Genomic DNA, 26,364 nt, shown 5'->3' with positions numbered 1-26,364 from the left:
AACAGTACCCGCGTGGGCCTTCCGGCGATCTGCGCGCACAGTCGCACCTCGTGGGTTGCGCTAACCTGCGTATAACCGTATTCCCGGTCACCGTAGACGGCTGACCCACCTCCAGATCACGCGGGGAGCGTCATTTGATGACTGGTTCTTACCAGTACCCCGAGCACATTCCGCCCCAGCCCTATCCCGAGCCGGTGCCGACCGAACCGTCGGCATATCCCGGGACGCTCCCGCCGCCGGTGCCCTACCCCACACGGCGGCGCTGGCCCAAGATTCTGGCGGCGCTGCTGGTGGTGGCGGCAGTGGGAGGGGTGCTGACGGCGGTGCTGGTCGCGGGCCGGCGTGGACCCGCGGCACCGGTGGTGGTCTCCGACGCGCGGGCACAGGCCGCGATCCAGGAGTACCTCGACGCGCTGCTCGACGGGGATGACGAAACCATTGCGCGGCACACCCTGTGCGGGCTGTACGACGGGGTCAAAGATCGCAAGGCAGACCTCGCAGTGGCCGGCCTGGCCAGTGACGCATTTCAGAAGCAGTTCAGCCACGTCGAGGTGACGGGCATCGACGCGAATGTGCCGTGGTCCACCACGCAGGCCCAGGTGCTGTTCACCATGCGGGTCGCACCGGCCAGCGGGTCGACCCGAGGCCAAAGCTCCAGCGGCCAGGAACAGCAGGGCGTAGCACAGCTACTGGTGCAGAAAGACGGGAAGAACGAGCACGTTCTGGTGTGCTCGTATGTACTGCGCACCAGCGGTCAGTACTGACCGCTGGGCGTCAGCTCACGTCAGTTGAAGGAGTCGCCGCAGGCGCAGGAGCCGGTGGCGTTCGGGTTGTCGATCGTGAAGCCCTGCTTCTCGATGGAGTCGACGAAGTCGATGGTGGCGCCCTGGACGTACGGCGCGCTCATCCGGTCGACGACCAACCTCACGCCGCCGAACTCGGCATTGAGGTCGCCGTCGAGGGTGCGGTCATCGAAGAACAGGTTGTAGCGCAGGCCGGCGCAGCCGCCCGGCTGAACCGCGATACGCAGCGCGAGGTCGTCGCGGCCTTCCTGGTCCAGCAGCGCCTTCGCCTTCGTCGCCGCAGCGTCGGACAGGGTCACACCGTGGGTTTCGGTGGAGGTGGCGTCCTGAACAGTCATAGCTCTCCCTAAACATCCCTGGGCATCAAGGAAACGCGAGGACGTACCGCGCGTCTACTACCTCAACGGTACCTTGTTCCGACGCTATTCCCGACTTATCCACAGGCCGGGGCATGTGGCCGGGTCACCTGCGGCGGGCAGTAACCTGGCAGTCGTGAAGCTGCTGGGCCGCAAGAAGGACAACGAAGGCGAATCCTCCGGAACCGACCAGGTCGTCAACGGGTCGGCCGCACCGACCGCCGAATCAACGGCCGGTGCTGCGACCTCAGGCACCGCCCCCAAGGGCAGGCCGACACCCAAACGCAACGAGGCGAGCAAGCGGCGCGGCCCGGTCGCACCGGCACCGCTGACCTCCGCCGAGGCGCGGCAGCGCCGCAAGGAGCTGCGCGGGCCCAAGCTGTCCAAGGAAGAACGCAAGATCGAGCGGCTCACCCGCCGGGCCGACATGTCCGATCGCCGCGAGAAGATGATGGCCGGCGAGGAGTCCTACCTGCTGCCCCGCGACAAGGGCCCGGTTCGCCGTTATGTCCGCAACATCGTCGACTCCCGCCGCAACGTGCTGGGCCTGTTCATGCCCGCCGCCCTGGCGATGATCTTCTTCATGCTTGCGCTGCCGTCGCTGAAGTTCCAGCAGATTCTGTCCTACGCGATGCTGATCCTGGTCGTCATCATGCTCATCGACGGGTTCATCGTCGGCCGCAAGGTGAATCACATGGTGGACGAGAAGTTCCCCGACAACACCGAAAGTGGTTGGAAGCTCGGGCTTTACGCAGCCAGCCGGGCGTCGCAGCTGCGCCGCATGCGCGCGCCGCGGCCGGCGGTCGAACGCGGCGACAAGATCTCTTGATGCCATTCCAGGCGGCCTGAGGAGTGCGCACCCTGGTGCTCGGCGGTATCCGCTCGGGTAAATCGCAGTGGGCCGAGGCGGCGATCGCCCGTACTGCCGGGGAGGCACCGGTGTGCTACCTGGCCACCGGGCCCGGCGGCGACGGTGATCCGGCCTGGGCCGACCGCGTGAGCGCACACCAGGTGCGTCGGCCCGCGCACTGGCACACCGTGGAGACCTCTGATCTGTCCGGGGCTCTGAACTCCGGCGCGGGCGAGATTCCGGGCACCGCAACACTCGTCGACGACATCGGTGGCTGGCTGACCGCGACCATGGACCGCCTCGGCGCCTGGACCGGATCACCCGTGGACCGCGAAGTCGACGTCCTTGTGCAGGCGGTGGACGCGTTCACCGCTCCCCTGGTCCTGGTCAGCCCCGAGGTCGGGCTCACGGTGGTGCCTGCCACCGAGGCGGGACGCCGGTTCGCCGATGAACTGGGCACGGTCAACCAGCGTCTGGCCGCGGTGTGCGACCGCGTGGTGCTGGTGGTGGCCGGCCAACCGCTCACGGTGAAGGAGCCGTCATGACGCAATTGGACGAGGCCTTCGCCGCGGTCTCTGCACCAGATGCCGAGGCGGCCGCGGCGGCACGAGCCCGCCAGGCCCGGCTCACCAAACCGCCCGGCTCCCTCGGTCGGCTGGAAGACCTCGCGGTCTGGGCGGCCTCGTGTCAGGGCGTGTGCCCGCCGCGGGCGCTCACCCGGGCCCGCGTGGTGGTGTTCGCGGCCGACCACGGGGTCACCGCCGCAGGCGTTTCGGCTTTTCCGGCCGCGGTGACCGGACAGATGGTGGCCAACTTCGACGCGGGCGGCGCCGCGATCAACGTACTGGCCGAGGTGGCCGGGGCCACGGTCCGTGTCGCCGACATGGCCGTCGACTGTGACGAGCCGCTGTCCCCCGCGGTCGGCGCCCACAAGATCCGCCGCGGCTCGGGCAACATCGCGGTCGAGGATGCCCTCACCGAAGAGGAAGCGGTCGCGGCAATCTCGGCAGGGCGCCAAATCGCCGACGAAGAGATCGACGCCGGGGCCGATCTGCTGATCGCCGGCGATATGGGAATCGGAAACACCACGGCAGCAACAACTTTGGTGGCAGCACTGACTGGAACCGAACCTGTCGTGGTCGTCGGCCGAGGCACCGGTATCGATGACCAAGGCTGGATGCGCAAGACCGGCGCGGTACGCGACGCGCTGTACCGGGCCCGATCGGTGACCAGCGATCCGGTGGGTCTGTTGCGGGTGTGCGGCGGTGCCGACCTGGCCGCGATGGCCGGGTTCCTGGCCCAGGCCGCGGTGCGACGCACCCCGGTGCTGCTGGACGGCATGGTGGTGACGGCCGCGGCCCTTGTGGCCGAGAAGCTGGCACCGGGTGCGCAGGCGTGGTGGCAGGCGGGCCATCGGTCGACCGAACCGGCCCACAGCCTGGCGCTGTCACAGCTGGGACTGGAGCCGATCGTCGACCTCGGCATGCGTCTGGGCGAAGGTACCGGCGCCGCGGTGGCGCTGCCGATCGTGCGGGCTGCGATCGCCACCCTGGCCTCGATGGCCACCTTCGACGAGGCCGCAGTGGCCGGATCGCTCGAATCAACATCATGATTTCCGCGCTCGGCGGGGCGTTCGCATTCGGCACGGTGCTACCGGTGCGAACTTCGGCCGGCATCGGTCGAGGCGCCCTCACCGCGCTGCCCGTGGCCGGCCTCATGCTGGGCGCACTCGCGGCCGCGGTGGTGGCCGGCGGCCAGTGGGCCTTCGGCACCGGTGGTGCACTGCCCGGCCTCCTGGCGGTGGCGGTGCTCCTGCTGGCCACCCGCGGGCTGCACATCGACGGGTTCTGCGACACCGTCGACGGTCTTGGGTGCTACGGCCCCCCGGAACGGGCACTGGCGGTCATGCGTGACGGTTCGGCGGGGCCGTTCGGGGTCGCCGCGGTCATCGTGGTGATCGGTTGTCAGGCAATGGCATTCGCTCAACTCAGCGCGGTCGCCGTCGTCGTCTCCGTCACTGCCGGACGCGTCGCGGCGGTCGTCGCCTGCCGCCGTTCGGTGCCCGCCGCGGCGGGCAGCTCACTGGGTGGCGCGGTGGCCGGCACCCAGCCGGTGGCCGTCGTGGCGGCCTGGGTGGGCGCCGTTGCTGTCCTGGCCGCATGGGCGGGTCCCCGGATGTGGCAGGGCCCGGCCGTGGTGCTGGTGGCCGTGGGCTGTTCGGCGCTGCTGGTCGCCCACTGTGTGCGACGGTTTGGTGGCATCACCGGCGACGTGCTGGGCGCCGCCGTCGAGGTGACGACGACGCTGACCGCGCTCGGGCTGGCGATCGGCTAGTTCAGCCGCGCCATCCAGCCGTGCGTATCGGCGAAGGTGCCGCGCTGGATCCCGGTCAGGGTGTCACGCAGGGCCATGGTGATCTCGCCCGGTTGTCCGTCGGCGATGGTGAACTCGCCGTCGGCGTGTTTCACGTGGGAAACCGGGGTGATCACCGCGGCCGTACCGCAGGCGAACACCTCGGTGATCTCACCCGCGGCGGCCTTCTTCTGCCACTCGTCGACATCGATCTTGCGTTCCTCGACCGCGAATCCGGCATCGGTTGCCAACTGCAGCAACGAGTCTCGCGTGATACCCGGCAGCAACGAGCCGGACAGCTCCGGGGTGACGAGCCGGGCCGAACCACCACTGCCGAAGACGAAGAACAGGTTCATCCCGCCCATCTCTTCGACGTAACGGCGCTCGATCGCGTCCAACCACACCACCTGGTCGCACCCGTTGTCGGCGGCCTGCGCCTGCGCGAGCAGCGAGGCCGCGTAGTTGCCGCCGAACTTGGCCGCACCGGTGCCACCGGGTGACGCGCGCACGTACTCGTGCGACAGCCACACGCTGACCGGCTTGATGCCGCCCTTGAAGTACGCCCCGGCCGGCGAGCCGATCACCAGGTAGCGGTACTCGTTGGCCGGGCGCACGCCCAGGCCCGGCTCGGTGGCGATCACGAACGGCCGCAGGTACAGCGACTCCTCACCGCCGGCCGCGGGCACCCACGCCTCGTCGACCGCGATGAGCCGGCGCAGCGACTCGATGAACACGTCCTCGGGAAGTTCCGGGATGGCCAGCCGCCGCGAAGACGCCTGCAGCCGCGCGGCGTTGGACTCCGGCCGGAAGGACACGATCGAGCCGTCCGCCCAGCGGTAGGCCTTGAGCCCTTCGAACACTTCCTGCGCGTAGTGCAGCACGATGGCCGAGGGGTCGAGCTCGATCGGCCCGTACGGGACCACCCGCGGGTCGTGCCAGCCCTGTCCGGCGGTGTAGTCGATGGCCACCATGTGGTCGGTGTGGTACTTGCCGAAGCCTGGGTTGGCCAGGATGGAGTCGCGTACCGCATCGGTCGCCGGATTCGCGTTGGCTGAAACCGTGAACTCGAGATGGCCGCTAGTCATGCAGCGATTGTATCGCCCGGTCGCTAGCGCATTTCCCCGCGGGAGCAGGAGCTCAGCGGGTGTGCGGGGCCACGAACGGCGGCTTGACCACTTCGCATTCGACGGCGCGGCCACGCACGTCCACACTCACCCGCTGCCCGTCGGCGATGTCGTTGGCGGTGTCGATGAGCGCCAGCGCGATACCGACTTTCAGTGACGGCGAGAACGTTCCCGATGTCGTGGTCCCGATCCGGGTGTCCCCGTCGAGCACCGCGAGATCGGCGCGCAGCACTCCGCGGCCGACGGCCTTGAGGCCGCGCAGCACACGAGCCGGCCCGGCCTCCTTCTCGGCCAGCAGCGCGTCGCGGCCCCAGAACGCGTCCTTCTTCCACCCGATCGCCCAGCCGCAGCGGGCCTGCAGCGGCGAGATGTCCAGCGACAGTTCGTGTCCGTGCAGCGGGTAGCCCATCTCGGTGCGCAGGGTGTCGCGGGCGCCCAGGCCCGCCGGCTCGCCACCGGCTGCGCGCACGGCCGCCACCAGTGCGTCGAACACCACGCCGGCGCGGTCCCAGGCCGGCAGCAGTTCGTAGCCGTGCTCGCCGGTGTAGCCGGTGCGGCACACCCGGACGAACACACCGTCGTATTCGGCATCGGCGTAGCCCATGTAGTCCATGTCGGTGGGCAGCCCCAGCGCGTCGAGCACCTCGGCGGACTTCGGCCCCTGCACGGCCAGCACGGCGTAGGAGCGGTGCTCGTCGGTGATGGTCAGCCCGTCGGGGGCGTTCTTGCGCAGTTCGGCGACGACAGCCGCGGTGTTCGCGGCATTGGGCACGAGGAAGATCTCGTCGTCGGAGACGTAGTAGGCGATCAGGTCGTCAATCACGCCGCCCGACTCGGTGCAGCACAGGGTGTACTGCGCCTTGCCCGGTCCGATCCGGTTCAGGTCGTTGGTGAGGGCCGCGTTGACGTAGGCCGCCGCACCCGGCCCCTTGACCAGTGCCTTGCCGAGGTGGCTGACGTCGAACAGGCCGACGGACTCACGCGTGGCGTTGTGCTCGGAGACGGTCCCGGCGTAGGACACCGGCATCAGCCATCCGCCGAACTCGGCGAAACTGGCCCCCAGTTCGCGGTGGCGGTCTTCCAACGGTCCGTGCAGCAGGTCGTCACTCACGAGTTCACCCTAAACCGCACGCCTGATCCCTCCACCAAACTGCACACTTACCTGGTGGTCGATTTCGATGCGCTGGAATCCGGCGGGATCGCCGACGCCCGCAGGCGCGCCCCGCTCATCGAGTATCTGGACGGTCTCGGGTTCACCGCCGAGGAGATGATCGAGGCCGAATCCCGCGGCCGGCTGTTCGGCCTGGCCGGCGATGTCCTGCAGTGGTCGGGGCCGCCGGAGTACTGCCTGGCCGATGTGGCCGCGATGATCGAGGTTCCGCTGGCCGACGTGGAACGCGCGTGGGCAGCGCTCGGCCTGACCGTCGCCGGATGCGACGTAAAGACTCTGAGCACGGCCGACGTGGAGGCGCTGCGCACCTGGGCCGAGATGCGCGTGCTGGTGGGAGACGTCGAGGCCACAGGGTTGCTTCGAGTGGTGGGTTCGGGCATGGCGAGGTTGTCCGAGGCCATCTCGTCGATGAGCCGGGCCGGCACCCCCGACATCCAGCTCGAGCATTCCCATGACGAGCTCACCACCGCCAAGGCCTACCGGGCCGCGGCCCGGTTCATTCCCCGCATCGGCTCGATGATCGACGCCGTGCACCGTCACCATCTGATGAGCACACGGCGTTACTTCGAGCACGTCCTGCAGGAGGGATCCTCAGGCGTGTTGTGTGGCATCGGTTTTGCCGATCTTTCCGGTTTCACCGCACTCACCCAGATGCTGACCACCACCGAACTGTCGGCCCTGCTCAACGAGTTCAGCTCGACGAGTTCCGACATCGTCCACGCCCGCGACTGCCGGGTGGTGAAGTTCATCGGCGACGCCGTGATGTGGGTGGGTTACGAACCCGAACAGCTGGCCCAGGTGGCCGTCGACCTGGTCACGCACCCGCGGGTACGTGAGACGGGCCTGCACGTGCGGGCAGGAGTGGACTTCGGTCCCGCGCTAGCCATCGGCGGCGACTACTTCGGCAACACCGTCAATCGCGCGGCGCGGCTGGTGGGCATCGCGCCACCCAGCCAGATCCTGGTGTCGGAGTCCCTGCACGATCTCCTGCCGCGCCGACAGTTCGCCGCGGCGCAGGCGCTGACCCTGAAAGGGTTCGACGCACCGGTCACGGCGTATCCGCTCGCCGGACTCTAGGGTGAACGGGGTGAGCAGCGCACCCGGCTACCAGGCCCCCACCGTCACTGTCAGCTCGTCGTTGCCCCGCAAGGGGGTCGCCGAGGCCGTCCTTGTCATCGGCGTCGTCAGCGACGACGCCGGGCCCAAGGTCCTGGCCGTGGGGCCCTACCTCGATGACGACGCGGTCGCCGCCGTGGAATCCAGCCTGCAGGCGCTGGGAGCCACCGGCGGCGAGGGCCAGACGCACCGCCTGGTGGTCGCGTCGCTTCCGGTTGCCAGCGTGCTGACCGTCGGCCTGGGTAAGCCGCGCGACGAGTGGTCGGCCGACACGATCCGCCGGGCCGCCGGCACCGCAGCACGCGCGTTGGACAAGGTCGCCACGGTGGTGACGTCGCTGTCGGCGATCGACCTGGAGGCGGCCGTCGAGGGATTGATCCTGGGCGCCTACCGATTCAGTGACTTCCGCAGCGCCAAGACCGCACCCACCGATGCCGGGTTGACCGCGATCACCGCGCTGGCCGCCGACACCAAGGCCGCCACCAAGGCGGAAGCGCAGCGCGCGGTGGACATCGCTTCGGCGGTCGCGACGGCCCGGGATTTCGTCAACACCCCGCCGAGCCACCTTTTTCCGGACGAATTCGCCAAGCGCGCAAGAGCTTTGGGTGAGGACGCCGGGCTTGAGGTCGAGGTGCTGGACGACAAGGCTCTGGCCAAGGCCGGCTACGGCGGCATCGTGGGTGTCGGCAAGGGATCGTCGCGCCCGCCGCGCCTGGTGCGGTTGACCCACCGGGGCGCAAAGGGCAAGAAGGCCAAGCGCGTCGCGCTCGTCGGTAAGGGCATCACGTTCGACACCGGCGGCATCTCGATCAAGCCGGCCGCCAACATGCATCACATGACCTCGGACATGGGTGGCGCCGCCGCGGTCATCGCGACCGTGGTGCTGGCCGCCAGGCAGAACCTGCCGATCGAGGTGATCGCTACCGTGCCGATGGCCGAGAACATGCCGTCGTCGACCGCGCAACGCCCGGGCGATGTGCTGACCCAGTACGGCGGGATCACCGTCGAGGTGCTCAACACCGACGCCGAAGGTCGTCTGATCCTGGCCGACGCGATCGTGCGTGCGTGCGAGGACGAGCCGGATTACCTGATCGAGACGTCCACCCTGACGGGCGCGCAGACCGTGGCCCTTGGTTCCCGCACGCCGGGTGTGATGGGTAGCGACGAATTCCGCGACCGGGTGGCGACGCTGTCGCAGTCCGTCGGCGAGAACGGCTGGGCCATGCCGTTGCCCGAGGAACTCAAGGACGACCTCAAGTCCTCGGTGGCGGACCTGGCCAATGTCAGCGGGTCCCGCTACGCCGGGATGCTGGTGGCGGGCACGTATCTCCGCGAGTTCGTCGCCGACGGGGTCCAGTGGTCGCACATCGACATCGCCGCCCCGGCTTACAACACCGGCGGCCCTTGGGGTTACACACCCAAGGGCGGCACCGGCGTGCCGACGCGGACGATGTTCGCGGTCCTGGAGGATATCGCCGACAACGGCTGATCATGTTCCCGCCCAACGTGAACAAGATGGCGAGATTTCTTCGGAGCCTCGCGATCTTCTTCACGTTGGGCGCAGCTCTCGCCGGCTGTTCGGGAACGTCGAACCCGCCGCCGGGGGCCTCCACGAGTGCGGCCGCACCGTCGACGCACCCGGCCGCGCCGGCGACCCCCGCCGGAGCGCAGCCCCGCCTGGCGCCGGATCCGGCCCGGCTGGCGCAGGATCTCATCGCCGACGAGCGTGCCCTCCGTGCTCCGTCGACACCGGAGACGACGCTGACACAGGCGGCCCGGCGTCAGCAGGTCGCCTACCGCGCGATCGGCCGCCACCCCGAATGGGACGCGATCATCCGGCCCCGCATCCCCGCGGAACTGGTCGCGTTCTACGACCACAACGTCGATGCGCGTCGGCAACTCGCCACGCTGGCCGAACCCAAGGACACGCTGCCTGCGTGGCGCATCAACCCGCCGGCTCCGGCTGAGCTGCTCCTGGACGCGTACCGCGAGGCCGAGGCGGCCTCCGGCGTGGGCTGGAATTACCTCGCGGCGATCAACCTGATCGAGACACACTTCGGCAGCGTCACCGGCGACAGCTCGGCCGGCGCGCAGGGGCCGATGCAGTTCATGCCCTCCACGTTCGCCGCGTACGGCCTGGGCGGCGACATCCACTCACCCCGGGACAGCATCATGGCCGCCGGAAATTACTTGGCCGCCAACGGTTTTTCCCACGACCCCGACCACGCCCTGTTCCGGTACAACAACGCCGACGAGTACGTGCGAGCGGTCACCGACTACGCCGCCGCGATGGCCGCCGATCCGGCGGCTTTCGGCGCGTTCTACCGCTGGGATGTGTACTACGTCTCCACCGCAGGGGACGTGCTGCTGCCCATCGGGTACGCCGCGGAGTCGCGGATATCCGTCGGCGAGTATCTGACGGCCCACCCGCAGTAGCGATTTACAGCGACCCCGACCGCGCCACCCGGCGCAGCGCCGAGGGCACCAGCCGTGCCACGCCGTAGGCGGCATAGGCCTCCGGGGTGACGGGGCGGATCGCCTTGTCCTTGCGGACCGCGGCGACGATGGCCTTGGCCACCTTGTCCGGCCCGTAGCGCCGCGCGGCGAAGGCCTTCTTGGTCGCCGCGCGCAACTGCTCCACCTGGTCCTGCTTTTCGGCAGGGACGTCGAAGCGGGTGGTGTCGATGATGTTGGTGTCGATCATGCCCGGGCAGATCGTCGTCAAACCGACTCCCGCCGCGTCCAATTCGGCGCGCAGGCAGTCGGAGAACATGAACACCGCGGCCTTGCTGGTCGAGTAGGCGTTCATCGAAGCCGACGGCGAATAGGCGGCCATCGAGGCCACGTTGACGATGTGGCCACCGGTACCCCGGTCGACGAGGCGTCGGGCGAATGACCTGCAGCAGTTGACGACTCCCCCGAGGTTCACATCGAGCACCCGGTCGAACTGCTCGGCCGGGGTGTCGAGGAACTTGCCGCCGTGGCCGATTCCGGCGTTGTTGACCACCACGTCGGGCACGCCGTGGGTGCTGCAGACCTGCTCGACGAAGCTTTCCACGGCCTCGGCGTCGGACACGTCGAGTCCGTAGGCGTGGGCCACGCCGCCGCGCGCGGCGATCTCGTTGGCGGTGGCCTTGGCCGAAGCCTCGTCGATATCGCTGACCACCAGTTCGGCGCCCTGTGCGGCAAAGGCCAGGGCGGTGGCACGGCCGATGCCGCTGCCCGCACCGGTCACCGAAACCAGTGTGTCGCTGAAGGGATCACGCGAGCGGCCGACCTGAGCACGCCGCAAGGCGCGGGAGGCCGGGGCACCCTCGATGTGATCGATCAGATCGGCTGTCGCGTTGGCGATGGCCCGCCAGTGTGAGAACGGCGCCCAGTGGCCGGCTTTCAGGTCCCGGCGCCACAGCAGCGGCACCCACTTGGACGCCTCGTCGTAGCCGTGTCCACGCACCACGGGATCGTGGTCGTTGCAGATCAACTGCACGGGCACCGTCACATAGTGATCGCTCCGCAGAGTCGTGAACGAGCGAATCGCATTGGCGCGGTAGATCTTCAGGCCGTTCGCCGCATCGGTGTCAAGCGCCTCGGACTGGAATTTGGGGCCCGCGGTGTCGATGGCCTGCAGTCGACGCGCGGCACCGCGCCGCATCAGGACCGGCGCGACGACGGGGACCGAGAACGGGATCCAGTAGCTGAACCGCGAGGCCAGGTTTACCGCCTTGGCGAACCGGATGGGCCGGTACGGGCGGGCGAGCCGGCCGCGCACGAACGACCCGTAGTGGTCGGTACTGGGTCCCGACACCGACGTGAAGGACGCCACCTTCTCGGAGGCCTCGGGTCGGCTCAGGTACTCCCATACGCCGACCGAACCCCAGTCGTGGGCCAGCACGTGCACGGGGCGGCCGGGGCTCACCGCGTCGATCACCGCAGACAGGTCGTCGGCGAATCGGTCCATCCGGTAGGCCCTGACCGCCTTGGGGACATCCGAGGCCCCGGCGCCGCGGTTGTCGTACCGCACGATATGGAAGCGGTCCTCGAGTTCGCCCGTGACGCCGTTCCACAGCACATGCGAGTCCGGCCAGCCATGGGCCATCACCAGCGTGGGGCGCTGCCGGTCCCCTTGCTCGTAAACCGCGATACGGGTTCCGTCCGAACTGTCGACGAAGCGCTGCATAGTCCATCCTCCACGAGGTACCTGTGACGAACAGTATCCAATACCGGAGGTACCGGTTGCCTTGACTCTAACGGTCGTCGAGTTCGCGGTACATGGCGCGCTGCCGTTCGATGCGTCGACGCGCGTCGTAGTCCCGCATCCGTTGCGGATATCCGACCTTCTGCACGTCGTACACGGGGATCTGCAAACGCTCGCTGAGCCTCCGCGCACCCGCCTCGCCACCCGTGCGGCGCCGCGTCCATTCTCCGTCCGCAGCAACGAGCACGACCGTCACCTCCGTGACGGTGGTGCGGGGTTCGACGAATGCCTCGACCCCGACATGCTCGGCCACCCAACGTTGCAGATACTGCAGGTCCCCGGCCTGGTCGCTGCCGGATCCGCGCGCCGACCGGTTTCGGCGAAACGTATCGAACAGGCCCAACGGACGGATCTCCTCAGCTCTGGGGAAGTTCGACGAACCGCCCTGCAAACCCTCACTCGATAGTGCCAGAGGATCGGCAACCCTGAGTGAGTGCGAATGTTGCTGCAGTGACAGGATGGTTCCGACAATCCACCTAGGTGCCGTACCCAGTGCACCTAGCTGTGGTAAGCCAGAGTTCGAGTCGTCACAAGTGACCGTCCGAGGAGTCAATACATGGCCATCTCCGTCCAGATGCCCGCGCTAGGTGAGAGCGTCACCGAGGGGACCGTCACCCGCTGGCTGAAACAAGAGGGCGACACCGTCGAACTCGACGAGCCACTGCTGGAGGTGTCCACGGACAAGGTCGACACCGAGATCCCGTCGCCCGCCGCGGGTGTGCTGACGAAGATCGTCGCCCAGGAGGACGACACCGTCGAGATCGGTGGCGAGCTCGCGGTCATCGGCGAGGCCGGCGAACAAGCCTCGGCAGCACCCGCCTCCGAGCCGGAAGCCAAGCCGGAACCCGAGCCGCAGCCCCAGGCCACCGAGCCGTCGGCCGCCCCTGCCGAGACTGCGGCCCCGGAGCCCGCGGCCCCGGCACAGCCGGCCCCGTCCGCTCCGGCGCCCGCCGCCTCCGGGTCGGCCACCACCGTCGTGATGCCCGAGTTGGGTGAGTCGGTCACCGAGGGCACCGTCACCCGCTGGCTCAAGAAGATCGGCGACTCGGTCGGCGTCGACGAGCCGCTCGTCGAGGTGTCCACGGACAAGGTCGACACCGAGATCCCGTCCCCGGTGGCCGGCACCCTGCTGGAGATCACCGCCGAAGAGGACGACACAGTGGCCGTCGGCGGCGAGCTGGCGAAGATCGGTGACGCCTCCGCGGCGCCGGCCGCTGCTCCTGCTCCCGAAGCGCCTGCTCCCGAAGCGAAGCCTGAACCGAAACCGGAGCCCAAGCCCGAACCGAAACCAGAGCCGAAGCCCGAGCCCAAGGCCGAGCCAGCCCCTGCCGCGCAGGCTCCCGCGGCTCCGGCGCCCGCGGCCCCGGCGGCAGCCGGAGACGGCTCGCCGTACGTCACCCCGCTGGTGCGAAAGTTGGCCGCGGAGAACGGTGTCGACCTGGCATCGGTGAAGGGCACCGGTGTCGGCGGACGCGTCCGCAAGCAGGATGTGCTCGCCGCGGCCGAGGCCAAAAAGGCTCCCCCGGCTCCGGCCGCACCGGCGGCCCCTGCCGCGGCCGCACCCGCCGCCGCGTCGGCGGCCCCGTCCCCGGCGTTGGCGCACCTGCGCGGAACGACGCAGAAGGCCAACCGGATTCGCCAGATCACCGCGAAGAAGACGCGGGAATCGTTGCAGGCGACTGCGCAGTTGACCCAGACCCACGAGGTCGACATGACCAAGATCGTGGCGTTGCGGGCCCGGGCGAAGGCAGATTTCGCCGAGCGCGAGGGTGTCAACCTCACCTATCTGCCGTTCATCGCCCGCGCCGTCATCGATGCGTTGAAGATCCACCCGAACATCAACGCGAGCTACAACGAGGACACCAAGGAGATCACCTACTACGACGCCGAGCACCTCGGCTTCGCGGTCGATACCGATCAGGGTCTGCTCTCTCCGGTGATCCACAACGCTGGTGATCTGTCGCTGGGCGGGTTGGCGCGTGCCATCTCCGACATCGCGGCTCGGGCCCGGTCGGGCAACCTCAAGCCAGACGAGTTGTCCGGTGGCACGTTCACCATCACCAACATCGGCAGCCAGGGCGCGCTGTTCGACACCCCGATCCTGGTGCCGCCGCAGGCGGCGATGCTGGGCACCGGGGCGATCGTCAAGCGTCCGCGGGTGATCTCCGACGAGTACGGCAATGAGTCGATCGGTGTGCGCTCGGTGTGCTACCTGCCGCTGACCTACGACCACCGGCTGATCGACGGCGCAGATGCCGGCCGGTTCGTGACCACCATCAAGCGCAGGCTCGAAGAAGGTGCTTTCGAGGCCGACCTCGGGCTGTAAACGCCGTTAGGAGGGGCTCCCCACTGTGGCGGACGCCGTCATCGCGATAGCGGGATCATCCGGTCTGATCGGTTCGGCGCTGGTGTCAGCGCTGCGCGCTGCCGATCGCCGGGTGCTCCGGATCGTACGCAGGGCACCATCGAACGGCGACGAGCTGTTCTGGAATCCCGACACCGGCGAGTTCGACGCCGGCGCGCTGAATGGCGTGGACGCGGTGGTGAACCTCTGCGGCGTCGGCGTCGGCGACAAACGGTGGTCGGGCGCCTTCAAGCAGAGCCTGCGCGACAGCCGGATCGGCCCCACCGAGGTGCTGGCCGGGGCGGTGGCCGATGCCGGGGTGCCGGTGCTGATCAATGCCAGCGCGGTCGGCTACTACGGCGACACCCGGGACCGGGTGACCGACGAGTCCGCGCCCGAAGGGCGCGGTTTCCTTGCCGGGCTGTGCGCAGACTGGGAAGCGGCGACCGCGCCGGCCGTCGCCGCCGGCTGTCGGGTGGTGCTGCTGCGTACCGGGCTGGTCATGTCCCCGTCGGGCGGCATGGTGAACCGGCTCAAGCCGCTGTTCTCTCTCGGCCTGGGCGCCAGGCTGGGCAACGGCAGGCAGTACATCCCGTGGATCAGCCTTGAGGACGAGGTCCGCGCGGTGCTGTTCGCGATGACGACCGAAAGCCTGTCCGGACCGGTCAATCTCACCGGTCCGGCCCCGGTGACCAATGCCGAGTTCACCGCCGCACTGGGCCGGGCGCTCAACCGGCCCACCCCGGTGATGGTCCCGGGATTCGCGCTGCGCACGCTGCTCGGCGAGATTGCCGACGAGGGACTGCTCATCGGCCAGCGCGCGATCCCCGCCGCCCTGGAGCGGGCCGGCTTCAGCTTCCACCACAACACCGTCGGCGAGGCATTGACATATGCCACCGCCGCACCCGAGGATTAGCGAGCCGACGTAGCCCGGTAGTCCTCGATCACCGTCATCGCCTCGTCGAAGCCGCGGTTCATATGAGTCAGCGATATCGCGATGTCGCCTCCGGTCAGCCGCCGGTTGGCCCGGGCGACCCTGCCCAGCAGTGTGGTCGACGGGAATCGGCGGGGGTCGACCAGATGCAGGATGATCGCCCGCTGCCGCCGGTACTTCCACACCGTCACGCCGACGATCTCGTCCCACGGGATGACCGCCTCGGACCACTGCTTGTAGTAGATGCCGTCGGGCGACACCGAAAGCTGCTCACGGCGGTCGAACAACCGGACCGCGGTGATGACCGCCGCGCCCAGGAAGAACAGGGTGCCGCAGGCACCGACAGCTTTGTGCAGCAGGGAAGCCTCGGCCGAGCTCGCCACCCAGGCCGACATTGCGCCCATCAGTACGCCGAGCACCGTCAACATCAACAATCGCCACGGCGAATATCGGGCAGAGAATTCCGGCACCATCCGACCTTACTCGGCGTCAACCCCTGCGCCGGGCAGCAATTTTGCGCGCGAGTAGCGTGGACGATCATGGCAGCATCCATCCGCTCGGCGACTGCTCCGGTGGCGGTGCGGCAGCTGGGGACGATCGATTACGAAGCCGCCTGGGAACTACAGCGCGAGATCGCCGATGCCAGGGTGGCCGGCGGGCCCGACACTCTGCTGCTGCTGCAACACCCGGCTGTCTACACCGCCGGTAAGCGCACCGAGCCGCACGAACGCCCGCTGGACGGCACTCCCGTCGTCGACACGGACCGCGGAGGCAAGATCACCTGGCACGGCCCCGGACAGTTGGTGGGCTACCCCATCATCGGGCTGACCGAGCCGCTCGACGTGGTGAATTTCGTTCGGCGCCTTGAGGAAGCACTCATCACCGTGTGCGCGGATCTCGATCTGCAGACGGGCCGGGTCGAGGGACGGTCGGGCGTGTGGGTCGCCGGTGACGGGCTGCGCCCGGCCCGCAAGGTCGGCGCGATCGGCATCCGGGTGTCCCGGGCGACGACGCTGCACGGGTTCGCGCTGAACTGTGACTGCGACCTGTCGGCGTTCTCGTCGATCGTGCCGTGCGGAATCGCGGATGCCGGTGTGACATCGCTGACGGCAGAACTCGGCCGTCGCATCACCGTCGAGGACGTCACCGACCGGGTCGCCGCTGCTGTGTCCGACGCGCTCGACGGACGCCTGGAAGTAGCGCTGAACGTAGGATGAACCAGTGACTGTGGTGCCTGAAGGTCGGAAGCTGCTGCGTCTGGAAGTGCGGAACGCGCAGACGCCCATCGAACGCAAGCCACCGTGGATCAAGACCAGGGCCAAGATGGGTCCGGAGTACACCGAACTCAAGGGTCTGGTTCGCCGCGAAGGTCTGCACACGGTGTGCGAGGAGGCGGGTTGCCCCAACATCTTCGAATGCTGGGAGGACCGGGAAGCCACGTTCCTGATCGGCGGCGAGCAGTGCACGCGCCGCTGCGACTTCTGCCAGATTGACACCGGCAAGCCGGCCGATCTGGACCGCGACGAGCCGCGCCGGGTCGCCGAGAGCGTGCAGGCGATGGGGCTGAAATACTCGACCGTGACCGGGGTGGCCCGTGATGATCTGCCCGACGGCGGGGCGTGGCTGTACGCGGAGACGGTCCGTCAGATCCATGCCCTGAACCCGAACACCGGCGTGGAGTTGTTGGCCCCGGACTTCAACGGAGAGCCCGCACAGCTTGAAGAGGTTTTCGAGTCGCGCCCAGAAGTGTTCGCGCACAACGTCGAAACCGTGCCGCGCATCTTCAAGCGCATTCGTCCGGCGTTCCGCTACGACCGCAGCCTTGCGGTCATCACCTCTGCCCGCGACTTCGGTCTGGTCACCAAATCGAACCTGATCCTCGGGATGGGCGAGACGATCGACGAGGTGCACACCGCACTGCGCGACCTGCACGACGCGGGCTGCGACATCGTCACCATCACCCAGTACCTGCGGCCCTCCCCCCGCCACCACCCGGTCGAACGCTGGGTCCACCCCGACGAGTTCGTCGAGCTGTCGAGCTATGCCGAGGGCCTGGGATTCGCCGGTGTACTGGCCGGACCACTGGTCCGTTCGTCCTACCGCGCGGGCCGGCTCTATGCCCAGGCCGCGCGGGTTCGGTTCGCGGATCAACCCCCCGTATCCTGAAGTAATGGCGAAAACCCGCAATGCCGCAGAAACCAAGGCGGCAAAGGCCGAGGCGAAGGCTGCCCGCAAGGCGGCCTCGAAACAGCGGCGCAGTCAGCTGTGGCAGGCATTCCAGATCCAGCGCAAAGAGGACAAGCGCCTGCTGCCGTACATGATCGGCGCGTTCGTGCTGATCGTCGCTGCCGCTGTGGTCGCCGGCCTGCTCATCGGCGGGTTCACCATGTACACGATGGTCCCGCTCGGTGTGGTGCTCGGCGCGCTCGTCGCGTTCATCATCTTCGGCCGCCGGGCCCAGAAGTCGGTGTACAAGAAGGCCGAGGGCCAGACGGGTGCCGCGGCCTGGGCACTGGACAACCTGCGTGGCAAGTGGCGGGTCACCCCCGGCGTCGCCGCGACGGGTCATTTCGACGCAGTGCACCGGGTGATCGGTCGTCCCGGTGTGATCTTCGTCGGTGAGGGTTCGGCCACCCGCGTCAAGCCACTGCTGGCGCAGGAGAAGAAGCGCACCGCTCGCCTGGTCGGCGAGATCCCGATCTACGACATCGTCGTCGGCAACGGCGAGGGCGAGGTGCCGCTGTCGAAGCTGGAGCGCCACCTGAACAAGCTGCCGGCCAACATCACCGTCAAGCAGATGGACTCGATCGAGTCCCGGCTCGCCGCACTGGGCACCAAGTCCGGTCCGGCCGGGATGCCCAAGGGTCCGATGCCCGCCGGCGCGAAGATGCGTGGCGTGCAGCGCACGGTGCGTCGGCGCTAGGTTCTAGCGCCGCACCACCGCGGTCTTCGATGCCAGGTCATGGAGACCTCGGTGGTCCTCGTCGGTGAACAGCGCCGGGATGACCAGCACGATCAACAGGTTGCGGGTGAGCGCCCGGCCCAACCCGACATGGTCGCGGCCGTCGAGCGGGATCACCGCCAGACCCAGCAGGTACTGGCCGGGGGTGAAGCCGAACAAGCGCACCGCGGCGACCCCGATGACCAACCACACCAGCAGCGCGATGTTCCGGAAGTCCAGCGAGTACAGCAGTTGGTCGCGACTCATGAGCCCGAACGACACCGCCAGCACCGCCGTCAGGCCCAGCGAGATCAGCCAGTCGGCCAGGATGGCACCGACGCGTCGGCCGAATCGGGCGATCGACCCGGGCCCCTGCTGGGGAAGTCCGAGCCGCTCTCCCGGATATCCACTGGCGGGTTCGGAGGAAGGTCCGGACAGCCAAGTTCCCATCGTGCGCGCCATAGGGCCAGAATAGGCGTGGCCGGTTTGGTTGCGGCGAGTAGCTCATGTCACAGAGAACGGTCATCGCGTAACTTGCGCGCAACATATGGTTGACGACTGCGCAACATCGTGTCCTTAGCGTCAACCCGCGGGTTACCAGTAAAGGAGAACACTGAAGTGGCAGAAAAGACGTCCGACGACATCTTCAAGCTGATCAAGGACGAGAACGTCGAGTATGTCGACATTCGCTTCTGCGATCTGCCAGGCGTCGTCCAGCACTTCTCGATCCCGGCGTCGGCGTTCGACACGAGCGTGTTCGAGGACGGTCTCGCATTCGACGGCTCGTCGGTCCGCGGGTTCCAGTCGATCCACGAATCCGACATGATGCTGCTGCCGGACCCCGACACCGCCCGCATCGACCCGTTCCGCGCCGCCAAGACGCTGAACCTGAACTTCTTCGTGCACGACCCGTTCACCCGCGAGGCCTACTCCCGTGACCCGCGCAACGTGGCCCGCAAGGCGGAGAACTACCTGGCCAGCACCGGTATCGCCGATACCTGTTTCTTCGGTGCCGAGGCCGAGTTCTACATCTTCGACTCCGTGAGCTTCGACTCCCGGATGAACGGCACCTTCTACGAGGTGGACTCCGAGTCCGCGTGGTGGAACACCGGCGAGCCCTCCGAGGCCGACGGCCGCCCCAACCTCGGTTACAAGGTCCGCCCCAAGGGTGGCTACTTCCCCGTGGCGCCGTACGACCACTACGTCGACCTGCGCGACGAGATGTCGACCAACCTGATCAACGCCGGGTTCACCCTGGAGCGCGGCCACCACGAGGTGGGCACCGCCGGTCAGGCCGAGATCAACTACAAGTTCAACACGCTGCTGCACGCGGCCGACGACGTGCTGCTGTTCAAGTACATCATCAAGAACACCGCGTGGCAGAACGGCAAGACCGTCACCTTCATGCCCAAGCCGCTGTTCGGTGACAACGGTTCCGGTATGCACGCCCACCAGTCGCTGTGGAAGGACGGCAAGCCGCTGTTCCACGACGAGTCCGGCTACGCGGGCCTGTCCGACATCGCCCGCCACTACATCGGCGGCATCCTGCACCACGCCCCGTCGCTGCTGGCGTTCACCAACCCGACGGTGAACTCCTACAAGCGTCTGGTGCCGGGCTACGAGGCCCCGATCAACCTGGTCTACAGCCAGCGCAACCGCTCGGCCTGCGTCCGTATCCCGATCACCGGCAACAACCCGAAGGCCAAGCGCCTCGAGTTCCGCTGCCCGGACAGCTCGGGTAACCCGTACCTGGCGTTCGCGGCCATGCTGATGGCCGGCATCGACGGCATCAAGAAGAAGATCGAGCCGCTCGCCCCGGTCGACAAGGACCTCTACGAGCTGCCGCCGGACGAGGCCGCCAACATCCCGCAGGCCCCGACCTCGCTGGCCGCGGTGATCGACAAGCTCGAAGAGGATCACGAGTACCTCACCGAGGGCGGCGTGTTCACCGAGGACCTGATCGAGACCTGGATCTCCTACAAGCGGGAGAACGAGATCATGCCGATCCAGATCCGGCCTCACCCGTACGAGTTCAGCCTGTACTACGACGTGTAAGTCGGCACCGCCGACGCGACGTTTAAGTCGGCACCGCCGACGCGACGTCCAAGTCGCTCAGACTGTGGCCCCCGGTTCTTGCCGGGGGCCACAGTTTTAGGCTAACCTAACCAACGCGAGCGCAATCAGCTTGCGGTGCTGACAACCTCACAGGTCAACGGAGAGATTCGTTGGCCTTTTCGTTTCTCTCCGGTCGTATTCACAGATGAGAGAACGAGGTTCACAATGTTCACGGTTTTCATGTTGGTCAAGACCAATCCGGAATGGCTCGGATTCCCGGTGGCCAAACGCTTCGATGAACTGGCCCGGCACCTGCAACCGATACTCGATCGACACCCCGCAGTGAATTTCCGTTGGTACGACACGGAGTTCTACACCGCCAGGGTCACCGACCTCCTGCTGTGGGAGACCACCGATCCGCACGAGTACGAGCTCGCGGTCGAGGAACTTCGCGAAACACCACTGTGGGACCGCTATTTCACCATCGTCGAGATCCTGCCTGGCGTGGCGAACGCGTACGCGGACAACTACGGCAGATCCGCCCTCGGGTAGGCACCCGACCGGCGGCCGGCTCAGCGCCGAAAGCACAATGGACCGATGCGGGTTCTGGTGCAGCGGGTGACATCGGCCAATGTTGCGGTCGACGGCGAAATCGTCGGCGCGATCGAGCCGACCCCGCAGGGGCTGGTCGCCCTGGTCGGGGCGACCCATGACGATGACGTCGCCAAGGCCCGGCGGATGGCCGAAAAGCTCTGGCAGTTGCGGATTCTCGACGGTGAGAAGTCCGCGGCGGACGTTGGCGCACCCATCCTGGTGATCAGCCAGTTCACGCTGTACGCCAACACCGAGAAGGGCAGGCGCCCGTCGTGGAACGCGGCCGCACCCAGTGCCGTTGCTGAACCTCTGGTGGCGGAGTTCGCGGACGCGCTCAAGGAATTGGGTGCGGTTGTGCAAACAGGAGTTTTCGGGGCGCACATGAAGGTGGAACTAGTCAATGACGGGCCGGTAACGGTGTTGCTGGAGCTGTGAGTTTTCTGCGGACGGCGAGTATTGTCGGCACATGACGACCAACTTGGACAGCCGACTGAGCTCAATTTCTCCTGCTGTCATCAGCTTGTTCCGCGTCGTGTTCGGTCTGCTGTTCGCCATCCACGGTGCATCCAAACTCTTTGCCTGGCCCGTCGATTCGGGGAGCGGCGCTGTCCCGGTGGGCACCTGGCCGTATTGGTACGCCGGTGTACTCGAGTTGGTCCTCGGCCTGCTGATCGCAGTCGGGCTGTTCACCCGGATCGCCGCGTTCATCGCCGCGGGCCAGATGGCCTTTGCCTACTTCACCGAGCACCAGCCCAAGGGCCTGTGGCCGATCGAGAACGGCGGCGAACTCGCCGTGCTGTACTGCTTCGGCTTCCTGCTGCTCGCCGCAATCGGTGGTGGCGCTTACGCGTTGGACGCCACGCGCCGCAAGCGGCTTGCCGCCTAGTCCAGCGCGAGGTCTTTGCGGAAGCGCTTCAGTCCGTCGATCTTCTCGGCCAGGGTCGCCGAGGGCCCGGAGTAGAACATCCACGGCATGGTGATGATGCCCTGAATCCCACCGGCCTCCGCACGCGCGTAGTGCTCGGGAGTCAAGGCGTCGGTCAGCGGTGTGATGATGGTGAAATCATCCATCGTCAAACCCTTTTCGGCACGTAGCTCGCGCAACCGATCGACTCGCTGCAGGGCGTCATCGGTGGAGATCAGATCGCCGATCCAGCCGTCGTGGCGCGCCGCGCGCCGCAGCGCGATGTCGCACAGACCGCCGACGTAGATCGGGATCCGCGGCGGGGTGGGCTCCATCTCGAGCCGGGGCGTGGAATAGAACTCGCCGGAGAACTCGGTCCAGCCGGGCTCCCACAGCCTCTTCATCAGCTCGAGCATCTCGTCGGTGCGCTTGCCGCGTCGCGCGAACTGCTGGCCCAGCAGGTCGAACTCTTCCTCGCACCAGCCGACGCCGATGCCGAGTTCCAGCCGCCCGTCGGCCAGATAGGCCGCGGTGCCGATGGCTTTCGCGGCGGAGTACGGGTCACGCATCGCGGGCAGGTAGACAGTCGTGACGAACTTGCACCTGGTGGTGACGAGCGCCAGGGCGCCGATCATCACCCATGGGTCCGGCCAGTCGGTGAATGCCTCCCAGCGCCGCTTGCCGTCCTTGGTGTACGGATACGGTGTCGACAGCGTCTCCAGGTTCACCACGTGATCCGGGATGCCCATCCCGTCGTACCCGAGATCGTCTGCGGCCCTGGCCACTTCGACGGCCTCCCGGGTGTCCATGAAGGCCATGCTCACGTAGAACTTCATCCGGCGTCCCGCGCCCACGCCGGGGTGATGAAGACGCCTTCCGCCTCGACGGTGATCCCGTCGCCGTCGCTGATGTGGCCCCGCGCAAAGGTTTTGACACCTTCGGTCCGATCGATGTAGGCCTCGGCGCGCAGCGGCCCCAATGGAGTGCCGCGGTTGTACCGGCACGTGATGGTCCCCGTGTAGCGCGGCTCGTTCAGTCCCCCACTGGCCACCTCGCCGAGAATATGGTCGAGCACCAGCGCACAGATGCCGCCGTGCACCCAGCCCAGCGGCCCCTCGTAGGCGGCGCCCAGCACGAATTCACTCCAGCAGCTGCCGTCCTCGGCATGCTCGATCACCAGCGGCGGGGCCAGAGCGTTGCGCAGTCCGACGACCGGGTTGGCCCACACCACCGGGCGGTTGGTCTCGGCATGAAGCAAGGCGTGTGGCCCGTCGCGCTGTTCGCGGCGCAGCGAGGCGGTGACGGCCTCGACGGCCGCGGTTGCCTCGGCGATGGACTGCGGGTCCACCTGGGTTCGCACGCCGGCGTCGACGAGTTCGCGCATCGCCCGGGCAAAGGGTTCGTAGAGCGCCTCGAGCCGTTCGTGCTCGGCTGCGCTGATGACGTCGAACGTGTGCTGCATCCGGACTCCCAGTGAATTGGTTATATGCCCTTATTAACACCAGCCACTGGGACGTCCTGCACGCGGGGCCCAATTCGGCCTCGGCTACTCCCCGCCGAAAATTTTCCGGACCACACCCTTCGCCCGCCGCGTCACCCTCAGGTAGTTGTCCAGGAACTCCCCGCCGTCGTCGCTGCCCCACCCGGCCGCCAACGCGACCGCGTTGAGCTGGCGGCCCGGCCCGGGCAGCTGATCGGTGGGTTTGCCGCGCACCAGGACCAGTGCGTTGCGCGCCCGCGTGGCCGTCAGCCAGGCCTCGCGCAACAATTCGACGTCACTCTCGGCGACCAGCTCGGCCGCACCGATCGCGTCGAGGGTCTGCAAGGTCGAAGTGTTGTGCAGCGCAGGCAGATTGTGCGCGTAACGCAGCTGGAGCAGCTGTACGGTCCACTCGACGTCGGCCAGTCCGCCACGGCCCAGCTTGGTGTGGGTGTTGGGGTCCGCGCCGCGGGGCAGCCGTTCGGCGTCCACACGTGCCTTGATCCGGCGGATCTCCTGGACCGCTTCGGCCGACACCCCACCGGCGGGGTAACGCGTCTTGTCGGCGATGAGCAGAAATCGTTCGCCGAGCTCGAGATCACCGGCCACCCGGTGAGCGCGCAGCAGGGCCTGGATCTCCCACGCCTGCGCCCACTGCTCGTAATAGGTCGCATATGACGCCAGCGTGCGCACCAGGGGCCCGTTACGGCCCTCCGGGCGCAGTCCGGTGTCGACCTCCAACGGCGGGTCCGCACTGGGTGTCCCCAGCAGGGCCCTGACCTGTTCGGCGATACTCACCGACCAGCGCACGGCCGCCGATTCCTCGACACCCGAGTTGGGTTCGCACACGAACATCACGTCGGCGTCGGAGCCGTAGCCGAGTTCGCCGCCACCGAGGCGACCCATACCGATCACGGCGATGCGTGCGGGCGCGCCGGATTCGGGGGTGTTGGCCCGGATCACCGCGTCGAGTGCGGCCTGCAACACGGCAACCCATACCGAGGTCAGTGCCTTGCACACGTCGGTCACGTCGAGCAGGCCCAGTACGTCCGCGGAGGCGATGCGGGCCAGTTCGCGACGGCGCAGGGTGCGGGCGGCGGCGATGCCGCGCACCGGGTCAGGGTGACGGCCGGCCGAGGCAACCAGGGCACGGGCCAGGCTGTCGGGATCGCCGTCGAGCAGTTTGGGGCCGTTGGGCCCGTCGGCGTACAGCTGGATCACCTCAGGAGCCCGCATGAGCAGTTCGGGGATGTAGGCCGAGGTGCCCAGCACCCGCATCAGCCGCTTGGCCACTGCGCCCTCGTCGCGCAGGGTCGACAGGTACCAGCGCTGCTCGGACAGTTCCTCGCTGATCCGGCGGTAGGCCAGTAGGCCCGCGTCCGGGTCGGGGGTGTCCGACAGCCAGTCCAACAGGGTCGGCAGCAACACCTGCTGCACCGTGCCCCGACGCCCACTCTGGCCCGTGAGCGCGGCCAGGTGGGTCAATGCACTCTGGGGCCCCTCGTAACCCAGTGCGGCAAGCTGACGTTCGGCCGCCTCGGTGCTCATGCCTGCGCCGATACCCAGCGCCGGCTGGCCCACCGTTTCGAGCAGCGGCTGGTAGAAGAGCTTGGCGTGCAGTCGCGACACCCGCATGCTCTGCCGCTTGAGTTCTTCGCGCAGCACGCCCTGGGCGTCGTGCCGGCCGTCGGGTCGCACGTGCGCCGCCCGGGCCAGCCATCGGTACGCCTCGACGTCGGTGTCGTCGGGCAGCATGTGGGTGCGTTTGAGCCGCTGCAGCTGCAGCCGGTGCTCGAGCAGTCGCAGAAATTCGTAGGATGCCGTCATGTTGGCGGTGTCGTCGCGGCCGATGTAACCGCCCTCGCCGAGGGCCGCCAACGCGTCAACGGTGGACGCCACATGCAGTGAGTCGTCGTTGCGTCCGTGCACCAATTGCAGGAGCTGGACCGCGAATTCGACGTCGCGCAGGCCGCCGGTGCCCAGCTTGAGCTCGCGGGCCCGTACTCCGGCCGGGACGAGTTCCTCGACGCGGCGGCGCATGGCCTGAACCTCGGGAACGAAATCCTCACGCTCGCACGCGGTCCACACCATCGGCATCAGAGCCTCGATGTAGGCCTTGCCCAGTTCGGCGTCGCCTGCGGCGGGACGCGCCTTGAGCAGGGCCTGGAATTCCCAGGTTTTCGCCCAGCGCTGGTAGTAGGCGACGTGGGATTCCAGTGTCCGGACCAGTTGTCCGCGTTTACCTTCGGGGCGCAACGCGGCGTCGACCTCGAAGAACGCATCGGCGGCGAACTGCATCATCTCGCCGGCCACCCGGGTCGCGGTGGCCAGGTTGTCGTCGCCGTCGCCGTCCGGGACCGATTCCCCGACGAAGATGACGTCGACGTCGCTGACGTAATTCAGTTCGCGCGCACCGCATTTACCCATGGCGATGACTGCCAGCCGGGGCTGCACACCGTCGTCGCACACGACGCGGGTGGCCACCGTCAGCGCGGCGCCCAGCGCGGCGTCGGCCAGGTCGGACAGATGGGCGGCCACCTCGACGAAGGGCAGCACCGGCTCGTTCTCGACGGTCGAGGCGACGTCGAGGGCGCCCAGGACCAGCAGTCGGTCCCGGTAGAGATCCCGCAGCGCGGGCACGGCACTGCTTGCGCCCCTGTCGATCTCGGCTGCCCGGGCCGCAGCGGTGAAGACACTGTGCAGTTCGTCGGGGCCGGGGCGGTCGACCGCACCGGCCAACAACCGCCACGATTCCGGATGGGCGACGAGGTGATCACCGAGAGCCAGAGACGATCCGAGTACCCCGAACAGCCGGCCCCGCAGCGCCTTGTCGGTCAGGAGCCGCCGGTTGAGTTCGTCGGCGTCCGCGCCGAGCGCGTCGGTCAACCGCACCATTGCCAGCAGCGCGACGTCGGCGTCCGGTGCACGCGACAGCGACCACAGCAGTTCGACGTGTGACTCGGTGTTCCAGCCGAGCTGTTCCAAGTGGGCCGCTGCCTGGGGATGGACCAGACCGAGCCGACCGACGCTGGGCAGTTTCGGGCGATCGGTTGCAGGCTTGGGCACGTTCACGACGGTAGCGCAC

The 26,364-nt window shown here is 67.9% G+C and carries 27 protein-coding genes; 17 read left to right on the top strand and 10 right to left on the bottom strand.

What is annotated here, in order from left to right; all coding sequences use genetic code 11:
• Positions 1–137: 137 nt before the first annotated feature.
• Positions 138–764 carry an Rv0361 family membrane protein gene (locus tag AC4ELH_RS20670; RefSeq protein ID WP_064959984.1) on the top strand — a complete coding sequence of 209 codons (627 nt, stop codon included), beginning with the start codon at positions 138–140 and terminating at the stop codon, positions 762–764.
• Positions 765–784: 20 nt separating this feature from the next.
• Here AC4ELH_RS20670 and AC4ELH_RS20665 read toward each other — a convergent pair whose 3' ends face one another.
• Positions 785–1,141, bottom strand: coding sequence for a HesB/IscA family protein (locus AC4ELH_RS20665; RefSeq protein WP_064884215.1), 357 nt, complete (start codon positions 1,139–1,141; stop codon positions 785–787).
• A gap of 154 nt (positions 1,142–1,295) precedes the next feature.
• On the opposite strand from AC4ELH_RS20665, the gene AC4ELH_RS20660 reads away from it, so the two are divergent.
• The 4 genes from AC4ELH_RS20660 to AC4ELH_RS20645 are packed head-to-tail and all read left to right on the top strand — an operon-like array spanning position 1,296 to position 4,343.
• Positions 1,296–1,988 (top strand): DUF3043 domain-containing protein, encoded by a 693-nt coding sequence (locus AC4ELH_RS20660; protein ID WP_498886350.1) that lies wholly within the window; start codon positions 1,296–1,298, stop codon positions 1,986–1,988.
• 23 nt (positions 1,989–2,011) lie between these two features.
• Positions 2,012–2,554, top strand: coding sequence for a bifunctional adenosylcobinamide kinase/adenosylcobinamide-phosphate guanylyltransferase (locus AC4ELH_RS20655; RefSeq protein ID WP_064959983.1), 543 nt, complete (start codon positions 2,012–2,014; stop codon positions 2,552–2,554).
• Positions 2,551–3,621, top strand: coding sequence for a nicotinate-nucleotide--dimethylbenzimidazole phosphoribosyltransferase (gene cobT, locus AC4ELH_RS20650; RefSeq protein WP_498886348.1), 1,071 nt, complete (start codon positions 2,551–2,553; stop codon positions 3,619–3,621). The genes AC4ELH_RS20655 and cobT overlap by 4 nt, the downstream gene beginning before the upstream one ends.
• On the top strand, positions 3,618–4,343 hold the full coding sequence (locus tag AC4ELH_RS20645) for an adenosylcobinamide-GDP ribazoletransferase (RefSeq protein ID WP_064959981.1): 726 nt from the start codon (positions 3,618–3,620) through the stop codon (positions 4,341–4,343). Before cobT ends, AC4ELH_RS20645 begins: the two co-directional genes overlap by 4 nt.
• On the opposite strand, the gene AC4ELH_RS20640 is transcribed toward AC4ELH_RS20645, so the two are convergent.
• Together AC4ELH_RS20640 and gcvT are read right to left on the bottom strand one after the other, a co-directional pair.
• Complete coding sequence (locus tag AC4ELH_RS20640; RefSeq protein ID WP_064959980.1) at positions 4,340–5,446, bottom strand: branched-chain amino acid aminotransferase; 1,107 nt, start codon at positions 5,444–5,446, stop codon at positions 4,340–4,342. The genes AC4ELH_RS20645 and AC4ELH_RS20640 overlap by 4 nt on opposite strands.
• 52 nt (positions 5,447–5,498) lie before the next feature.
• On the bottom strand, positions 5,499–6,596 hold the full coding sequence (gene gcvT / locus AC4ELH_RS20635; protein WP_498886346.1) for a glycine cleavage system aminomethyltransferase GcvT: 1,098 nt from the start codon (positions 6,594–6,596) through the stop codon (positions 5,499–5,501).
• 54 nt (positions 6,597–6,650) lie between these two features.
• On the opposite strand from gcvT, the gene AC4ELH_RS20630 reads away from it, so the two are divergent.
• Genes AC4ELH_RS20630 through AC4ELH_RS20620 form a run of 3 tightly spaced genes read left to right on the top strand, consistent with a single transcriptional unit; the run spans position 6,651 to position 10,208 of the window.
• Positions 6,651–7,733, top strand: a complete 1,083-nt coding sequence (locus AC4ELH_RS20630; RefSeq protein ID WP_498886345.1) for an adenylate/guanylate cyclase domain-containing protein — start codon at positions 6,651–6,653, stop codon at positions 7,731–7,733.
• A 10-nt stretch (positions 7,734–7,743) separates the two neighbouring features.
• Positions 7,744–9,261: a leucyl aminopeptidase gene (locus AC4ELH_RS20625; protein WP_498886344.1), complete on the top strand. Its 1,518-nt coding sequence runs from the start codon at positions 7,744–7,746 to the stop codon at positions 9,259–9,261.
• 26 nt (positions 9,262–9,287) lie between these two features.
• A complete protein-coding gene (locus tag AC4ELH_RS20620; protein WP_448443228.1) occupies positions 9,288–10,208 on the top strand; it encodes a lytic transglycosylase domain-containing protein in 921 nt (306 codons plus the stop codon).
• 4 nt (positions 10,209–10,212) lie between these two features.
• Here AC4ELH_RS20620 and AC4ELH_RS20615 read toward each other — a convergent pair whose 3' ends face one another.
• On the bottom strand, positions 10,213–11,949 hold the full coding sequence (locus AC4ELH_RS20615; protein ID WP_498886341.1) for an SDR family oxidoreductase: 1,737 nt from the start codon (positions 11,947–11,949) through the stop codon (positions 10,213–10,215).
• A 67-nt stretch (positions 11,950–12,016) separates the two neighbouring features.
• Positions 12,017–12,370 (bottom strand): hypothetical protein, encoded by a 354-nt coding sequence (locus tag AC4ELH_RS20610; protein WP_064884200.1) that lies wholly within the window; start codon positions 12,368–12,370, stop codon positions 12,017–12,019.
• A gap of 213 nt (positions 12,371–12,583) precedes the next feature.
• Between AC4ELH_RS20610 and sucB the strand changes: the two genes are divergently transcribed.
• Together sucB and AC4ELH_RS20600 are read left to right on the top strand one after the other, a co-directional pair.
• On the top strand, positions 12,584–14,353 hold the full coding sequence (gene sucB, locus AC4ELH_RS20605) for a 2-oxoglutarate dehydrogenase, E2 component, dihydrolipoamide succinyltransferase (RefSeq protein WP_498886339.1): 1,770 nt from the start codon (positions 12,584–12,586) through the stop codon (positions 14,351–14,353).
• A gap of 25 nt (positions 14,354–14,378) precedes the next feature.
• Complete coding sequence (locus AC4ELH_RS20600) at positions 14,379–15,287, top strand: TIGR01777 family oxidoreductase (protein ID WP_498886338.1); 909 nt, start codon at positions 14,379–14,381, stop codon at positions 15,285–15,287.
• Here AC4ELH_RS20600 and AC4ELH_RS20595 read toward each other — a convergent pair.
• A complete protein-coding gene (locus AC4ELH_RS20595; protein WP_498886336.1) occupies positions 15,284–15,775 on the bottom strand; it encodes an STM3941 family protein in 492 nt (163 codons plus the stop codon). The two genes, AC4ELH_RS20600 and AC4ELH_RS20595, sit on opposite strands and share 4 nt — an antisense overlap.
• 69 nt (positions 15,776–15,844) lie before the next feature.
• Here AC4ELH_RS20595 and lipB point away from each other — a divergent pair, with 69 nt between their 5' ends.
• The 3 genes from lipB to AC4ELH_RS20580 are packed head-to-tail and all read left to right on the top strand — an operon-like array spanning position 15,845 to position 18,228.
• Positions 15,845–16,522 (top strand): lipoyl(octanoyl) transferase LipB, encoded by a 678-nt coding sequence (gene lipB, locus AC4ELH_RS20590; RefSeq protein ID WP_498886334.1) that lies wholly within the window; start codon positions 15,845–15,847, stop codon positions 16,520–16,522.
• A gap of 4 nt (positions 16,523–16,526) precedes the next feature.
• Positions 16,527–17,471 carry a lipoyl synthase gene (lipA, locus tag AC4ELH_RS20585; protein WP_064884192.1) on the top strand — a complete coding sequence of 315 codons (945 nt, stop codon included), beginning with the start codon at positions 16,527–16,529 and terminating at the stop codon, positions 17,469–17,471.
• 4 nt (positions 17,472–17,475) lie between these two features.
• Positions 17,476–18,228, top strand: coding sequence for a DUF4191 domain-containing protein (locus AC4ELH_RS20580; protein ID WP_064884190.1), 753 nt, complete (start codon positions 17,476–17,478; stop codon positions 18,226–18,228).
• Between the two features lie 3 nt (positions 18,229–18,231).
• On the opposite strand, the gene AC4ELH_RS20575 is transcribed toward AC4ELH_RS20580, so the two are convergent.
• Positions 18,232–18,708 (bottom strand): RDD family protein, encoded by a 477-nt coding sequence (locus AC4ELH_RS20575; protein ID WP_064884188.1) that lies wholly within the window; start codon positions 18,706–18,708, stop codon positions 18,232–18,234.
• 156 nt (positions 18,709–18,864) lie between these two features.
• Here AC4ELH_RS20575 and glnA point away from each other — a divergent pair, with 156 nt between their 5' ends.
• From glnA to AC4ELH_RS20555, 4 genes are all read left to right on the top strand, one after another.
• Complete coding sequence (gene glnA / locus AC4ELH_RS20570) at positions 18,865–20,301, top strand: type I glutamate--ammonia ligase (protein ID WP_498886331.1); 1,437 nt, start codon at positions 18,865–18,867, stop codon at positions 20,299–20,301.
• 225 nt (positions 20,302–20,526) lie between these two features.
• The gene (locus AC4ELH_RS20565) at positions 20,527–20,853 is read left to right on the top strand and encodes a darcynin family protein (RefSeq protein WP_064884186.1); all 327 of its coding nucleotides are present in this window, start codon (positions 20,527–20,529) and stop codon (positions 20,851–20,853) included.
• 45 nt (positions 20,854–20,898) lie between these two features.
• The gene (dtd, locus tag AC4ELH_RS20560; RefSeq protein ID WP_448443241.1) at positions 20,899–21,330 is read left to right on the top strand and encodes a D-aminoacyl-tRNA deacylase; all 432 of its coding nucleotides are present in this window, start codon (positions 20,899–20,901) and stop codon (positions 21,328–21,330) included.
• Positions 21,331–21,361: 31 nt separating this feature from the next.
• Positions 21,362–21,781, top strand: a complete 420-nt coding sequence (locus AC4ELH_RS20555) for a DoxX family protein (RefSeq protein WP_064959830.1) — start codon at positions 21,362–21,364, stop codon at positions 21,779–21,781.
• Here AC4ELH_RS20555 and AC4ELH_RS20550 read toward each other — a convergent pair.
• The 3 genes from AC4ELH_RS20550 to AC4ELH_RS20540 all read right to left on the bottom strand — a co-directional run bounded on the left by AC4ELH_RS20550 (position 21,778) and on the right by AC4ELH_RS20540 (position 26,351).
• On the bottom strand, positions 21,778–22,635 hold the full coding sequence (locus AC4ELH_RS20550) for a TIGR03619 family F420-dependent LLM class oxidoreductase (RefSeq protein ID WP_498886328.1): 858 nt from the start codon (positions 22,633–22,635) through the stop codon (positions 21,778–21,780). The genes AC4ELH_RS20555 and AC4ELH_RS20550 overlap by 4 nt on opposite strands.
• A complete protein-coding gene (locus AC4ELH_RS20545; RefSeq protein ID WP_448443245.1) occupies positions 22,632–23,261 on the bottom strand; it encodes a PaaI family thioesterase in 630 nt (209 codons plus the stop codon). The genes AC4ELH_RS20550 and AC4ELH_RS20545 overlap by 4 nt, the downstream gene beginning before the upstream one ends.
• An 84-nt stretch (positions 23,262–23,345) precedes the next feature.
• Positions 23,346–26,351 (bottom strand): bifunctional [glutamine synthetase] adenylyltransferase/[glutamine synthetase]-adenylyl-L-tyrosine phosphorylase, encoded by a 3,006-nt coding sequence (locus AC4ELH_RS20540; protein ID WP_498886326.1) that lies wholly within the window; start codon positions 26,349–26,351, stop codon positions 23,346–23,348.
• Positions 26,352–26,364 lie beyond the last annotated feature (13 nt).

The organism is Mycobacterium shunyiense (assembly GCF_058270075.1).
This window is presented reverse-complemented; position numbering and strand designations above follow the sequence as displayed.